At 73.4% G+C, this 13634-nt stretch carries 12 protein-coding genes; 11 read left to right on the top strand and 1 reads right to left on the bottom strand.

What is annotated here, in order from left to right:
- Nucleotides 1–301: 301 nt before the first annotated feature.
- The 3 genes from OG389_RS07885 to OG389_RS07875 are packed head-to-tail and all read left to right on the top strand — an operon-like array spanning nucleotide 302 to nucleotide 3083.
- Complete coding sequence (locus OG389_RS07885; protein WP_328297744.1) at nucleotides 302–1078, top strand: hypothetical protein; 777 nt, start codon at nucleotides 302–304, stop codon at nucleotides 1076–1078.
- A complete protein-coding gene (mycP, locus tag OG389_RS07880) occupies nucleotides 1075–2298 on the top strand; it encodes a type VII secretion-associated serine protease mycosin (protein WP_328297743.1) in 1224 nt (407 codons plus the stop codon). The genes OG389_RS07885 and mycP overlap by 4 nt, the downstream gene beginning before the upstream one ends.
- A 44-nt stretch (nucleotides 2299–2342) precedes the next feature.
- Nucleotides 2343–3083 carry an SseB family protein gene (locus OG389_RS07875; protein WP_328297742.1) on the top strand — a complete coding sequence of 247 codons (741 nt, stop codon included), beginning with the start codon at nucleotides 2343–2345 and terminating at the stop codon, nucleotides 3081–3083.
- 84 nt (nucleotides 3084–3167) lie between these two features.
- Here OG389_RS07875 and OG389_RS07870 read toward each other — a convergent pair whose 3' ends face one another.
- Nucleotides 3168–3548, bottom strand: coding sequence for a DUF1844 domain-containing protein (locus OG389_RS07870; protein ID WP_328297741.1), 381 nt, complete (start codon nucleotides 3546–3548; stop codon nucleotides 3168–3170).
- A 324-nt stretch (nucleotides 3549–3872) separates the two neighbouring features.
- Here OG389_RS07870 and infC point away from each other — a divergent pair, with 324 nt between their 5' ends.
- The 8 genes from infC (at nucleotide 3873) to OG389_RS07830 (ending at nucleotide 13585) form a co-directional block, all read left to right on the top strand.
- A complete protein-coding gene (gene infC, locus OG389_RS07865) occupies nucleotides 3873–4649 on the top strand; it encodes a translation initiation factor IF-3 (RefSeq protein WP_328297740.1) in 777 nt (258 codons plus the stop codon).
- A gap of 104 nt (nucleotides 4650–4753) precedes the next feature.
- Nucleotides 4754–4948, top strand: a complete 195-nt coding sequence (rpmI, locus tag OG389_RS07860; protein WP_030157249.1) for a 50S ribosomal protein L35 — start codon at nucleotides 4754–4756, stop codon at nucleotides 4946–4948.
- Between the two features lie 100 nt (nucleotides 4949–5048).
- Nucleotides 5049–5435 carry a 50S ribosomal protein L20 gene (gene rplT, locus OG389_RS07855; protein WP_112446980.1) on the top strand — a complete coding sequence of 129 codons (387 nt, stop codon included), beginning with the start codon at nucleotides 5049–5051 and terminating at the stop codon, nucleotides 5433–5435.
- A gap of 128 nt (nucleotides 5436–5563) precedes the next feature.
- Nucleotides 5564–6424 (top strand): TrmH family RNA methyltransferase, encoded by an 861-nt coding sequence (locus OG389_RS07850; protein WP_328297739.1) that lies wholly within the window; start codon nucleotides 5564–5566, stop codon nucleotides 6422–6424.
- Between the two features lie 154 nt (nucleotides 6425–6578).
- On the top strand, nucleotides 6579–7829 hold the full coding sequence (locus tag OG389_RS07845; RefSeq protein WP_443059419.1) for a sensor histidine kinase: 1251 nt from the start codon (nucleotides 6579–6581) through the stop codon (nucleotides 7827–7829).
- 152 nt (nucleotides 7830–7981) lie between these two features.
- A complete protein-coding gene (pheS, locus tag OG389_RS07840; protein ID WP_328297737.1) occupies nucleotides 7982–9109 on the top strand; it encodes a phenylalanine--tRNA ligase subunit alpha in 1128 nt (375 codons plus the stop codon).
- Entirely contained in the window at nucleotides 9109–11637 is a 2529-nt protein-coding gene (gene pheT / locus OG389_RS07835; protein WP_328297736.1) for a phenylalanine--tRNA ligase subunit beta, read from the top strand. The genes pheS and pheT overlap by 1 nt, the downstream gene beginning before the upstream one ends.
- A 610-nt stretch (nucleotides 11638–12247) precedes the next feature.
- The gene (locus OG389_RS07830) at nucleotides 12248–13585 is read left to right on the top strand and encodes a transcriptional regulator (protein WP_328297735.1); all 1338 of its coding nucleotides are present in this window, start codon (nucleotides 12248–12250) and stop codon (nucleotides 13583–13585) included.
- Nucleotides 13586–13634 lie beyond the last annotated feature (49 nt).

Genomic DNA, 13634 nt, shown 5'->3' with positions numbered 1-13634 from the left:
GATGGGTGTACCCGTGGGTAGGGGGTTCGCGGACCATCCCGCCCGGCGGCCGGGTCACAGGCCCCGCAGGGGGCTCCGGCCGAGCCCGACCCGTTCGTACCGCCGCTGACGGGCGTGCGGATCGCCCCGCAGGACGTGCGGCGGGCCACCGGGCGGACGTCCGGCGGCACGTCCCGGCCGGCCACCTGGGCATTCCCCGGTCCTGGCCGGGGCGGGCCGCTCCCGGGGGGCCGCAGGAGGGCCGCGGCGGGCGCGTAAAGTGGGGGCAGGCAGCCGACGGAACGGGGGGCTGAGCCGCCGGATGAGCACGTCCACACCGCACGACGGGGTCCTGACCGCACCAGACCCGTCCCCGGCCCTGCCCCGGCGGCGCCCGGGAAAGGTCCTCGCCGCCGCACTGTGCGGCCTCCTCGGCCTCGGTCTCGTCGGTGGCGCCGGCTACACGGCCGTCACCGCGCTCCGGGCCGCGCACCGGCCCGTGGCCGCCGACGCCGCCTACCGCGAGGCCGGCGCCCTGTGGCGCTCCGCCCCCGTCGACAGCCTCTTCCCGCCCGTCCTCGACGGGCAGGGAGCCGGGCCCGGCGGCGCCGACCGCTCGTGGATCCGCATCGCCCTGGCCCCCGACGCCGACTGCACGGCCGCCCTCGCCGCCGACTGGCGGGCCCTGCTCGCCCCGACCGGGTGCACCCGCGTCCTGCGCGCCACCTACACGGACGCCACCCGCAGTTCGTTCGTCACCGTGGGCATGGTCTTCACCCCTGCCGACGGGCCCGCCATGGACACCCTGAGCGGGCGGCTGACCGCCCCGCCCGGCTACGGCTTCCCCGACGACCGGCGCGCCGCCTGGACCGCTTCCGTGCTCGCCGAGGCCCCCGTCGTCGTCTATACCGTCTCCGCCTTCGCCGACGGCCGTGTCCTCGGCGCCCCCAGCCCAGCCGAGGAGACCATGAGCAAGGACGCCACCGGAGCCGTGGCCCAGGCGGGACTCGGTCACGAGGCCAAGGCCGTCGCCGCCCTGATGGAGCGCACCCTGCGGACCCTCGCGACCTCGCCCCCCGCCGGGGAGAGCGCCCGATGAGCCGCCGGGGAGCGCGACCGGCGGGCCGGGGAGTGCGTCCGCCGGGCCGCCGCCTGGTCCCGACCCTCGCCCTCGGTGCCCTGTTCCTCGCCACCGCCGCGCCCCCGGCCGCCGCCGACGCCATCCGCGACCGCCAGTGGGGACTGACGGCCCTGCGCGCCGAAGAGGCCTGGGGGACCACCCGGGGCGAGGGGGTCACCGTCGCCGTCCTCGACACCGGGGTGGACCCGGCCCACCCCGACCTGGACGGCCAGGTCCTCGACGGCACCGACCTCGTCGGGATGGGAGCCGGCCCCGGAGACCGCGCCTGGGCCCGCCACGGCACCGCCATGGCCGGGATCATCGCCGGGCACGGCCACGGCGCCAACCGCCGCAAGGGCGTCCTCGGCGTCGCCCCCCAGGCGAAGATCCTCCCGGTCCGGGTGATCCTGGAGGAGGGCGACCCGGGCCGCACCAAGGCCCGCGACAGCAAGGGCGGCGCCCTCGCCGAGGGCATCCGCTGGGCCGCCGACCACGGTGCCGACGTCATCAACCTGTCCCTGGGCGACGACAGCAGTTCCGCCCACCACGAGGCCGCCGAGGACGAGGCCGTCCAGTACGCCCTCGCCAAGGGAGCGGTCGTCGTCGCCTCCGCCGGGAACGGCGGCCTGCAGGGTGACCACGCCTCCTACCCGGCCGCCTACCCCGGGGTGATCGCCGTCACGGCCGTCGACCGCAAGGGCCGCAAGGCCGCCTTCTCCACCCGCAACTGGTACGCCACCGTCAGTGCCCCCGGCGTCGGTGTCGTCATCGCCGACCCCGACCGCTCCTACTACGAGGGCTGGGGCACCAGCGCAGCCTCCGCGTTCGTCTCCGGCGCGGTCGCCCTGGTCAGGGCCGCCCACCCGGATCTGTCCCCGGCGCAGATCAAGAAGCTGCTGGAGGACACCGCCTCCAACTCCCCGTCCGGCGGCCGCGACGACGCCCGCGGCTTCGGGCTGGTCGACCCGGTGGCGGCCCTCCAAACCGCCGACGGGATGTCCCCCGAAACGCCACTGCCCTCGCCCGTCGCGGCCGCCGGCCCCTACTTCGGTCCCGGTCCCGAGCGGGTACGCGGCTCCGAGCGCGGGGCCCGGTTCGGCGCCCCGGTGGGCGCGGCCGCGGGACTGGCGCTGCTCGTACTGGCCGGCGTACTGGCACGGCGGCCCAGGGCGGCGCGGCGGGATCCCGGAGAGGGATAGCCCCGGAGAGGTACGGGCCCGGGGAGGGATAGGGTCGGGTAACTGTGGCGAACAAAAACATCCCCGACCCCGGCTTCTCCGACGACGACGGCTCCGCCGACCCCCGGCTGAGCGCGGCCCTGGCCGCCTGGGCCGAGGACAGAGCCAGGGAGCCGGAGGTGCTGGCGGCCCTGAAGGACGCCCGGCTGCTGGTTCCCGTCGTCGCGGTCCTCGGCGAGGTCGAGACCGACCCCCTGACCGGCCTCAAGCGCGAGAAGACCAGCGACATGGCCGTGCCCACCCTGCGGGCGGGCGACCGGCGGGCCCTGCCGGCCTTCACCTCCATCGCCTCGCTGGCCCTGTGGGACCCCGCGGCCCGCCCGGTGGCCGTCCCGCTGCACCAGGCCCTGGCCGCCGCCGCGCACGAGAAGGCCGACACCGTCGTCCTCGACCTGTCCGGCCCGGTCCCGTACCAGCTCACCGGCCCCGCCCTGCGCGCGCTGGCCGAGGGCCGCACCGACGCCGGTCCGCTCGCCGACCCCGCCGTGCGCGAGGCGGTACGGGCCGTCGTGGCGGCCGAGCCGGCCGTGCTCGGCGCCCACCTGGGCCCGGGCGGCGCGGACGCCGACGGAACCCTGGCGATCGTGCTGGCGGCCGGCCCGCAGGCCACGGCGGCGGCGCGCCGGGTGGCCGAGGCCCTGGCGGCCGACGAGATCCTGCGCGCACGCCTCGTGGGCGGACTGGACCTGGCGCTGCTCCCGGCAGGGGCGCCGGTCCCGCCGGGCGAGCCGCTCTTCACGCGCTGAACCCCGGACGGGCATCAGCGGAACCGTAAGGACCAGAAAGGGGCCCCGGCATCCGCCGGGGCCCCTTCGGTGTGATTCCGGCGACTACGCGTACACGGGACCGGTGAACTTCTCGCCCGGGCCCTGCCCCGGCTCGTCCTGCACCAGCGAGGCCTCGCGGAAGGCGAGCTGGAGGGACTTCAGGCCGTCGCGCAGCGGGGCGGCGTGGAAGGAGCTGATCTCGGTGGCGCTCGCGGTGACCAGGCCGGCCAGGGCGGTGATCAGCTTGCGGGCCTCGTCGAGGTCCTTGTGCTCGGAGTCGGGCTTGTCCAGGCCCAGGTTGACCGCTGCCGCGCTGAGCAGGTGGACGGCCACCGTGGTGATGACCTCGACGGCCGGCACGTCCGCGATGTCGCGGGTCATGTCGTCGTAGTCGGGAGAGGCCGGGGATGCGGGAGTGGAACCGGAGGGCGTCGCGTCAGTCATGTGCCACACGATATGCCGTGCGGCGGGCTTGCAACGCGGGTGCTAGTATGTACTTCGACCGGCCGGACACTTATGTGCCCGGCCCACAAGTGGAGGCTCCGATTCTCCCACCCAGCCACCCTCACGGGAGGCGGGTCACCGGTCAGGCGGTATCCATCGTTCCGTACGGACGATGGAAAGCTGCCCGATTTTGCGCCCCGCGGTTCGCACGCGACGGTGCTCCGGTTGTATTGGAGCCCCCGCCTGTGCCCGGCGGGGCTTTTTTCATTTCCCGCCGCGGTCGGTCTGACGGAAATTACGTCAGCGGCTGTCCTCCAGGCAGCCGTGTGGTGCTACCGAGGAGGATCCATCAGCACCGAGCCCCGCATCAACGACCGGATTCGCGTTCCCGAGGTACGACTCGTCGGCCCGAGCGGTGAGCAGGTCGGCATCGTGCCGCTTGCGAAGGCGCTCGAGCTCGCGCAGGAGTACGACCTCGACCTGGTCGAGGTCGCGGCGTCCGCACGCCCGCCGGTCTGCAAGCTCATGGACTACGGCAAGTTCAAGTACGAGTCGGCCATGAAGGCCCGTGAGGCGCGCAAGAACCAGGCGCACACGGTCATCAAGGAAATGAAGCTCCGGCCGAAGATCGACCCGCACGACTATGACACCAAGAAGGGTCACGTCGTTCGGTTCCTCAAGCAGGGCGACAAGGTCAAGATCACGATCATGTTCCGTGGTCGCGAGCAGTCCAGGCCGGAACTCGGCTACCGACTGCTGCAGCGTCTCGCTTCGGACGTCGAGGACCTCGGGTTCATCGAGTCGAACCCGAAGCAGGACGGCCGAAACATGATCATGGTTCTCGGTCCGCACAAGAAGAAGACCGAGGCGATGGCCGAAGCCCGCGAGGCGCAGGCCGCTCGCAAGGCCGAGCGCCAGGGTCTCTCGGTCAGCGACGAGAGTGGTGACGAGGCTCTCGCCGCCGACGCCGCACTCGAAGCAGAGAACGCGGCTCTCGAATCCGAGGACGTGGACACCGAGGACGCCTCCGACGAGGCGGCCGACGAGGTCGACGCCCCCGACGAGGCAGCCGCCTCCCCCGAGGCTCCTGCCGAGGCCTGATTCCGAGGCAGCCCGTCTCGGATCACCGATACAACATGACGCTCCCGTGAGCCGGCCCCCACCAGGGCCGGTGGGGGCGCCACCGACGAGGAGATAACGGCGCTATGCCGAAGAACAAGACGCACAGCGGGACCAAGAAGCGCTTCAAGATCACCGGCTCCGGCAAGGTGCTCCGCGAGCGTGCCGGCAAGCGCCACCTGCTCGAGCACAAGTCGTCCCGTGTCACCCGCCGCCTCACCGGCACCGCGGAGATGGCCCCCGGCGACGCCGCGAAGATCAAGAAGCTTCTCGGCAAGTGACGTTCTCCGCTCCCCTCGCGGGAGCGGGACGTCAAGACCGGGACCCCATCGAATTCGGGCCGTGTGAGGACAACCACGGCCCCGCTACAAGGAGTACACAGTGGCACGCGTCAAGCGGGCAGTAAACGCGCACAAGAAGCGTCGGGCAATCCTCGAGGCTGCGAAGGGTTACCGCGGTCAGCGTTCGCGCCTGTACCGCAAGGCCAAGGAGCAGGTCACCCACTCCCTGGTCTACAACTTCAACGACCGCAAGAAGCGCAAGGGCGACTTCCGTCGGCTCTGGATCCAGCGCATCAACGCGGCTGCCCGCCAGAACGGCATGACGTACAACCGCCTCATCCAGGGTCTCAACGCCGCCAACATCGAGGTGGACCGCAAGATCCTCGCCGAGCTGGCCGTCAACGACCCCAACGCGTTCGCCGCGCTGGTCGAGGTCGCGCAGAAGGCCCTCCCGGCCGACGTCAACGCCCCGAAGGTCGCTGCCTAGTCAGCGAGCCCTTCAAGGCTGCAGTAATTTGCCCGGACCCGCAGGCCACGCGCCTGCGGGTCCGGTGCGTTGATCACCGAGTTCGACTGAGTTCCACCTGTTGTACGTACGGAAGCGAGCCGACCGCCATGGGTACCCCCGCCGAGCTGATCTCCCCCCGATCCACGCGGGTGGCCGCCGCCAGGCGGCTCGCGCGACGCAACTTCCGCACCAAGGAGCGCCGCTTCATCGCCGAGGGCCCGCAGGCCGTGCGCGAGGCCGTGGAGCACCGGGGCGCCGGGGGCGAGTCCACGCTGATCGAGCTGTTCGCGACGGTGGAGGCCGCCGAGCGCTACGCCGACATCGTCGAGGCCGCGTTCGACGCGGGGGCCCGGGTCCACTACGCCTCGGACGAGGTACTGGCCGAGGTCTCGCAGACCGTCACCCCGCAGGGCCTGGTCGGTGTCTGCCACTTCCTGGACTCCCCCTTCGAGGAGATCCTGGCGGCCCGGCCCAAGCTGGTCGCCGTCCTCGCGCACGTCCGCGACCCCGGCAACGCCGGTACGGTGCTGCGCTGCGCGGACGCCGCCGGAGCCGACGCCGTCGTACTGACCGACGCCTCCGTGGACCTGTACAACCCCAAGTCGGTACGGGCCTCCGTGGGCTCCCTCTTCCACCTCCCGGTGGCCGTCGGCGTCCCCGTCGACCAGGCCGTCGAGGGGCTGCGCGCGGCCGGCGTACGGATCCTCGCCGCCGACGGGGCCGGGGAGGACGACCTCGACGCCGAGCTGGACGCGGGCACCATGGGCACCCCGTCGGCCTGGATCTTCGGCAACGAGGCCTGGGGCCTGCCCGAGGAGACCCGGGCGCTCGCCGACGCGGTCGTGCGGGTCCCGATCCACGGAAAGGCCGAGAGCCTGAACCTGGCGACGGCCGCCGCCGTGTGCCTGTACGCCTCCGCGCGTGCACAGCGGGCGCCCGGAGGGTGCCGCTCCGTGACCCCCAGCTAGTAATGTGGCGGCCCGGGGGCCCACTGCGCTACTCGGAGATGTGGGGTACGGGGACATGACCGTCGGTACGAACAGCTCGCCAGGTGCCACCGAGGTGGCCGGCGCACCGGTCCTGGCGACCGTGTCCCAGCTGGCCGCGACCGCCGCCGCCCGGATGCCCGTACAGCCGCCTCGGGCCGTACAGCCGCCCCAGGCGGCGCCGTCCGCGGCAGTGCCCGCCCAGGCGCCACCCGCCCGGCCCCCGCACGCCGGCCCCGCGGGCCTGGCGGGACCGGGACCGGACGCGCCGGACCGGCACGGCGAGAACGACGGACACGGCGAGCCCGGCGGGTTCGCCGGGCTCGGGATCGATCCCGACGACCTGCCCGACGGGCTGGTGATCGCCGACGCCACCGGCCGGGTCATCTGCTTCAACTCCGCCGCCGCCCGGATCACCGCCCTCGCGGCGGGCGAGGCCCTGGGCCACGGGATCGAGCGCGCCCTCCCGCTGGAGGACCTCGAAGGCCGCCGCTGGTGGACGCTGACCGACCCCTACGGAGGCCTCGCCACCCGGCGCGGACAGCCCGAGCGGAACCTGCTGCTCCCCGGCGGGCGCGAGGTGCTCGTCTCCGCCCGGTACGTGCGCACGCACCCCACCGGCCCGCTGCGCCGCCTCGTGGTCACCCTGCGGGGCACCGAGGCCCGGCGGCGCACCGAGCGCAGCCACGCCGAGCTGATCGCCACCGTCGCGCACGAGCTGCGCTCCCCGCTCACCTCCGTCAAGGGGTTCACCGCGACCCTGCTCGCCAAGTGGGAACGGTTCACCGACGACCAGAAGCGGCTGATGCTGGAGACCGTCGACGCCGACGCGAACCGCGTCACCCGGCTGATCGCCGAGCTCCTCGACATCTCCCGCATCGACTCGGGCCGCCTCGAGGTGCGCCGCCAGCCGGTGGACATCTCCACCGCCGTGGGCCGCCACGTCCAGGCGCTCACCGCGAACGGGCAGGCGCCGGAGCGGTTCCTCGTCAGCGTCAGCCGGCCGCTGCCCGATCTGTGGGCGGATCCCGACAAGATCGACCAGATCCTCGGCAACCTGCTCGAAAATGCGGTGCGGCACGGCGAGGGAACGGTCACCATCGACGTGACGCCGACCAGCTTCGCGAACGCCGCGGGCAAGACCGAGAAGGGAACCGCCGTCACCGTGACCGATGAGGGCCCGGGGATCCCCGAGGAGTCGATGGGCCGCGTCTTCACCCGCTTCTGGCGGGGCAGCAAGCGCGGCGGCACCGGCCTGGGCCTGTACATCGTCAAGGGCATCGTGGAGGCCCACGGCGGCACCATCAAGGTCGGCCGCGGCCCCGGCGGCGGCGCCGAATTCCGATTTATCCTGCCCGTCGGCGCCCCGGCGTACCTCACGCAGTAGCCCTGCGGAGCGTCTCGCGGGGCGGCCCACGGGCCCCTTCACCCCCAGCGGCCTTTAGACTCGACCTTTGGCACCTTTGTGTCCTAGTGCCGAGCGCGCCCTGCGCGTCGCGCGGGGGACCCACCAGCCAGCCATCGGAAGTACGGGAAGAGATGTCGGCACCGAACAAGTCGTACGACCCTGTTGAGGTCGAGGCACTGAAACCGGATGAGATCGAGCGCATGCGGGACGAGGCGCTCGCCGCCTTCGCCGCCGCCGGCGACCTCGACGAGCTCCGCGAGGCGAAGACGGCGCACATGGGCGACCGCTCGCCCCTGGCGCTCGCCAACCGCGAGATCGGCGCGCTCCCGCCTCAGGCCAAGGCCGAGGCGGGCAAGCGCGTGGGTCAGGCCCGTGGCGCCGTGAACAAGGCCTTCGGGGCCCGCACGGTCGCGCTCGAGGCCGAGCGCGACGAGCGGGTGCTGGTCGAGGAGGCGGTGGACGTCACGCTGCCCCACGACCGCGTGCCCGCCGGCGCCCGGCACCCCCTGACCACGCTGATGGACCGCATCGCGGACATCTTCGTGGCCATGGGGTACGAGGTCGCGGAGGGCCCCGAGGTCGAGGCGGAGTGGTTCAACTTCGACGCCCTCAACTTCACGCCCGACCACCCGGCGCGCCAGATGCAGGACACCTTCTTCGTCCGGGGGCCGGAAGGCACCCAGGGCGACGAGTCCGGCGTCGTGCTGCGCACCCACACCTCTCCGGTGCAGGCGCGTTCGCTGCTGGAGCGCAAGCCCCCCGTCTACATCGTCTGCCCCGGGCGGGTGTACCGCACCGACGAGCTCGACGCGACGCACACCCCGGTCTTCCACCAGGTCGAGCTGCTCGCCGTGGACGAGGGCCTGACCATGGCGGACCTCAAGGGCACCATGGACCACATGGTCCAGGAGCTGTTCGGCGAGGGCACCACCACGCGCCTGCGCCCGCACTTCTTCCCCTTCACCGAGCCGTCCGCCGAGATGGACATGCAGTGCTACGTGTGCCGCGGCGAATCGGTGGGCAACCCCGACCGCCCGTGCCGCACCTGCTCCAGCGAGGGCTGGATCGAGCTCGGCGGCTGCGGCATGGTCAACCCCAAGGTGCTCATCGCCTGCGGTGTGGACCCGGAGAAGTACAGCGGGTTCGCCTTCGGCTTCGGCATCGAGCGGATGCTGATGTTCCGCCACAACGTAGAAGACATGCGAGACATGGTCGAGGGTGACGTCCGTTTCACCCGGCCGTTCGGGATGGAGATCTGATGCGGGTCCCGCTTTCTTGGCTGCGGGAGTACGTCGACCTCCCCGCCGGTGAAACCGGTCGCGACGTCGCGACCAAGCTCGTCGACGCCGGCCTCGAGGTCGAGACCGTCGAGCAGCTCGGCGGCGGGCTCAAGGGCCCGCTCGTCGTCGGCCAGGTGCTGACCATCGAGGAGCTCGAGGGCTTCCGCAAGCCGATCCGGTTCTGCACGGTGGACGTCGGCCGGGCCAACGGCACCGGCCTGCCGCAGGAGATCGTCTGCGGCGCCCGGAACTTCTCGGTCGGCGACAAGGTCGTCGTGGTCCTGCCCGGCGCGGTGCTGCCCGGCGACTTCGCGATCGCCGCGCGCGAGACGTACGGCCGTACCTCGCACGGCATGATCTGCTCCGGCGACGAGCTGGGCATGGGTGACGACGGCACGCACGGCATCATCGTGCTGCCGCACGAGCACGAGGTCGGCTCCGACGCGATCGCGCTCCTGGAACTCGTCGACGAGGTCCTCGACATCGACATCACCCCGGACCGCGGCTACTGCATGTCCATGCGCGGTGTGGCCCGCGAGGCCGCCACCGCGTACGGCCTGCCGCTGCGCGACCCGGCGCTGCTCGACGTGCCCGCACCGAACTCGTACGGCTACGCCGTCAAGATCGACGACCCGCAGGGCTGCGACCGTTTCACCGCGCGCACGGTGACCGGTCTCGACCCCGAGGCGCGCTCGCCGATCTGGCTCACCCGGCGCCTGCAGAAGGCGGGCATGCGCCCGATCTCGCTCGCCGTCGACATCACCAATTACGTGATGCTGGAGCTCGGCCAGCCGCTGCACGCCTACGACCGCTCGCGCGTCGACGGCGCCATCGGCGTCCGCCGGGCCGAGCAGGGCGAGAAGTTCACCACCCTCGACGGGGTCAAGCGCACGCTCGACTCCGAGGACCTGGTGATCACCGACAACAGCGGCCCCATCGGGCTCGCGGGTGTCATGGGCGGCGCCAACACCGAGATTGCCGACTCCGTCACGGATCCCGAGACGGGCGCCGTCACCGGCACCACCGACGTGGTCGTGGAGGCCGCGCACTTCGACTCCGTGTCGATCTCGCGCACCGCCCGCCGCCTCAAGCTGTCCTCCGAGGCGTCCAAGCGCTTCGAGCGCGGCGTCGACCCGCAGGCCGCCGCGGCGGCCGCGCAGCGGACCGTCGACATGCTCGTACTGCTCGCGGGCGGCACCGCCGAGGCCGGCGTCACCGAGGTCACCACCCCGGGCGCCCCGCGCACCATCGCGATGAGCGCGGACCACCCGGACAAGGTCGCCGGCATGCGGTACGGCCGCGAGACGGTCGTACGCCGGCTGCAGGAGGTCGGCTGCGACGTCTACGGCCAGGACGAGCTCGTGGTCACGGCGCCCTCGTGGCGCCCCGACCTCGCCGAGCCCAACGACCTCGCCGAGGAAGTCATCCGGCTGGAGGGCTACGGGAACCTTCCCTCCACCCTCCCGCAGGTGCCCTCCGGCCGCGGTCTGACCGCCCGGCAGCAGCTGCACCGCCGGGTCGGCCGCGCGCTGGCCGGCGCGGGCTACGTCGAGGCGCTCAGCTACCCGTTCCTGGGCGAGGGCGTCTTCGACCAGCTCCAGCTGCCCGCGCACGACGCCTCCCGCCAGGTCGTCAAGCTGGTCAACCCGATCTCCGACGAGGAGCCGGCGCTGCGCACCACGCTGCTGCCGGGCCTGCTGGGCGCGCTGCGCCGCAACGACAGCCGGGGCAGCCACGACCTCGCGCTCTTCGAGACCGGCTCGGTCTTCCGCGCCGCCGCGCAGCCGGGCGTCGCCGTACGCCTCGGCGTCGACCGGCGTCCCACGGACGAGGAGATCGCCACCCTGAACGCGGCCCTGCCCGCGCAGCCGCGCTACGCCGCGGTCGTGCTGGCCGGCGCCCGCGAACAGGCCGGCTGGTGGGGCAAGGGCCGTCCGGCCGACTGGGCCGACGCGGTCCAGGCGGCGCGCTCGCTGGCCGTCGAGGCCGGTACGGAGCTGGTCGTGCGCCAGGGCCAGTACGGTCCCTGGCACCCGGGCCGCTGCGCCGAGCTGCTCGTCACGCTCGACGGGGTGGAGACGGTCATCGGCCACGCCGGTGAGCTGCACCCCCGGGTGGTCAAGGCGATGGGCCTGCCGGCCCGCACCAGCGCCATGGAGCTCGACCTGGACCGCCTCGCGGCGGCCGGCGGCGAGGCCCTGCAGGCGCCCCGGATCTCCTCCTTCCCGGTGGCGACCCAGGACGTCGCGCTGATCGTGGACGCGTCGGTGCCGGCCACGTCGGTGGAGGACGCGCTGCGCAAGGGTGCCGGCGAACTGCTGGAGTCCCTGCGGCTGTTCGACGTGTTCGAGGGCGAGCAGGTGGGCGAGGGGAAGAAGTCCCTGGCCTATGCCCTGCGCTTCCGTGCGGCGGACCGGACGCTGACGGCCGAGGAGTCGACGGCGGCCCGTGACGCGGCCGTAGCCCTGGCCGGGGAGCGGACGGGCGCGGTGCTGCGCGGCGCGTAGCCGCCGCCGCTCATGGCCCCGAGGGGGTGCGTCCCGATCCGGGACGCACCCCCTCGCGCGTTCCCCGCGCGGGGCTGCCCTGCGGGGCCGTCCCCTACCCGCCCTTCCACCGTTCCCCGGGCGCTGCCCGGACCCCGGTCCTCAAACGCCGGACGGGCTGAAAAGATCGCCTCAATCGCCGGCGGGGCTGGATTCATCCAGCCCCGCCGGCGATTGAGGCGTTTCGGGAAGGGGCGGGGTGGGGGCGCGGACGTCCGTGCCGGACGGGGGGACCACGCGGGCCGGGCCCGGTGGGTGGGCCCGGCCCGCGTTTCGGTCCGGCCCGGCCGGGACCCGGCGACCAACCAGGGCCCCGGCGGAGCCGAAGCGCGCCGCCCGCCTGCCGTGGAGTGTCGGGCAGACAACAGGACGGGCGGCGCGGGTGACGGGTCGTCGCACTGTACGAGGGGGAGCCGACGACCCGAGCTACCTCTTGGCGAGGCCCTTAAGTGAAGCGCGCGCACGGGCCCGGGCGGCAGGGTGCGTATCGCATTTATGCGCGTACTCCGTTCACACCCCGTGTGAACCGCGCACCCACTAGCCTGGGGGCGAAGAGCCCTTGGAGCGGCCCATGCAGCCCAATGCCCTGCTCGACGCCCTCCTCGCCGAGGCGGGCATGTCCCACGCAGGACTCGCCGCGCACGTGAACCAGGCGGGCCGCACCCGCGGACTGGCCCTGCGCTACGAACACACCGCCGTGACCCGGTGGCTGAAGGGCCAGCGCCCCCGCGGCCAGGTCCCCGACCTGATCTGCGAGGTGATCGGGGGCCGGCTGAGGCGCTCGCTCTCCCTCGACGACGTGGGCTTCGGCGTGCCCGGGCAGGGCGCCGACCCGCACGGCTCCCCGCTCAGCGGCTTCGTCGACCGCACGGCCGCCCTGTGGCGCTGCGACGGCAACGGCCGGCAGTGCCCCGACACCGGCGCGGTCACCGGTACGCCCGCGGTGATACCGGTGTGGGAGTGGGAGAACCCGCCGGAGGACGCGGACGTGTCCCGCCAGGGGCCGAACCGGGTCGGCCCGGAGCACGTGGAGATCCTGCGGGCCGCCCGCGCGCACTACGAGCTGATGTACCGCCGGGCCGGCGGCGTGGCCACCCGGGAGCGCATAGTCCGCTTCCTCGGCACCGAGACCGCCCCGATGCTGCGCGGCAGTTACTCCGACGGCCTCGGCCGCAGCCTGCACCGGGCCGGCGGGTCCCTGGTGGCGGTGGCGGGGATCTGCGCGTACGACTCGGACGCGCACGGACTGGCCCAGCGCTACTTCCACCAGGCCCTGCGCCTCGCCAAGGCGAGCGGGGACCGCGGGCTGGGGGCCTACGTGATCGCGCTGATCGTCAACCAGTGCCTGCACCTGCGGGAGTTCCGCCAGGCCGTGGCCTTCGCGGAGGCGGCCCTGCGCGCGGCGGGCCGGCACACCACCCCGGCGCTCGCCGCCGACCTGTACGCGATGCAGGCCAAGGCCTACGCCCAACTCGGCGACACCGCGGCCGCGCTGGCCTGCATCCGCAACGCGGAGGCGGCCGCGGAGCGGATCCGGCCCGGGACGGAGCCGGACGAGACGGGGTACGTGCAGCCCGGGCTGGTCAACGTACAGGTGGCCGAGGCGCTGCTCGGGCTGGGGGACCTGAGGGCGGCCCACGAGCAGGCCACGGCCGCCGTGGGCACCCCCGCGCACGACCGGGGCCGGGTGCACCGCCTGGCGATGCTGTGCGAGATCCAGCTGCGGCAGGGCGAGGCCGACCAGGCGGTGGCCTCGGCGGCCGAGATGGCCGAGCGGGCCAGGGGGATGGAGTCGCTGCGCCTGCGCGACCGGCTGCGCGCGGTCCGCGAACAGCTGCTGACCAGCGGTTGTTCGGGGGCGGACGAGACGGCCGAGCTCATCGACGGAGCACTGCGCGTTCCCCTGTGACGGGGTGAGCTGCTGCCATGTTGCCACCTACTCGATCGGAAGGTGGCAG

Source organism: Streptomyces sp. NBC_00435 (genome assembly GCF_036014235.1).
Lineage (GTDB): Bacteria > Actinomycetota > Actinomycetes > Streptomycetales > Streptomycetaceae > Streptomyces.
Note: the sequence above shows the minus strand (reverse complement) of the source record. Positions and strands in the feature narration are given on the sequence as shown.

Coding starts and splice junctions, on each gene's coding strand:
- OG389_RS07850 (WP_328297739.1), top strand. CDS start 5,564: ATGGGTACCCCCGCCGAGCTGATCTCCCCCCGATCCACGCGGGTGGCC.
- pheS (WP_328297737.1), top strand. CDS start 7,982: ATGTCGGCACCGAACAAGTCGTACGACCCTGTTGAGGTCGAGGCACTG.
- OG389_RS07885 (WP_328297744.1), top strand. CDS start 302: ATGAGCACGTCCACACCGCACGACGGGGTCCTGACCGCACCAGACCCG.
- rpmI (WP_030157249.1), top strand. CDS start 4,754: ATGCCGAAGAACAAGACGCACAGCGGGACCAAGAAGCGCTTCAAGATC.
- mycP (WP_328297743.1), top strand. CDS start 1,075: ATGAGCCGCCGGGGAGCGCGACCGGCGGGCCGGGGAGTGCGTCCGCCG.
- OG389_RS07870 (WP_328297741.1), bottom strand. CDS start 3,548: ATGACTGACGCGACGCCCTCCGGTTCCACTCCCGCATCCCCGGCCTCT.
- OG389_RS07830 (WP_328297735.1), top strand. CDS start 12,248: ATGCAGCCCAATGCCCTGCTCGACGCCCTCCTCGCCGAGGCGGGCATG.
- OG389_RS07845 (WP_443059419.1), top strand. CDS start 6,579: ATGCCCGTACAGCCGCCTCGGGCCGTACAGCCGCCCCAGGCGGCGCCG.
- pheT (WP_328297736.1), top strand. CDS start 9,109: ATGCGGGTCCCGCTTTCTTGGCTGCGGGAGTACGTCGACCTCCCCGCC.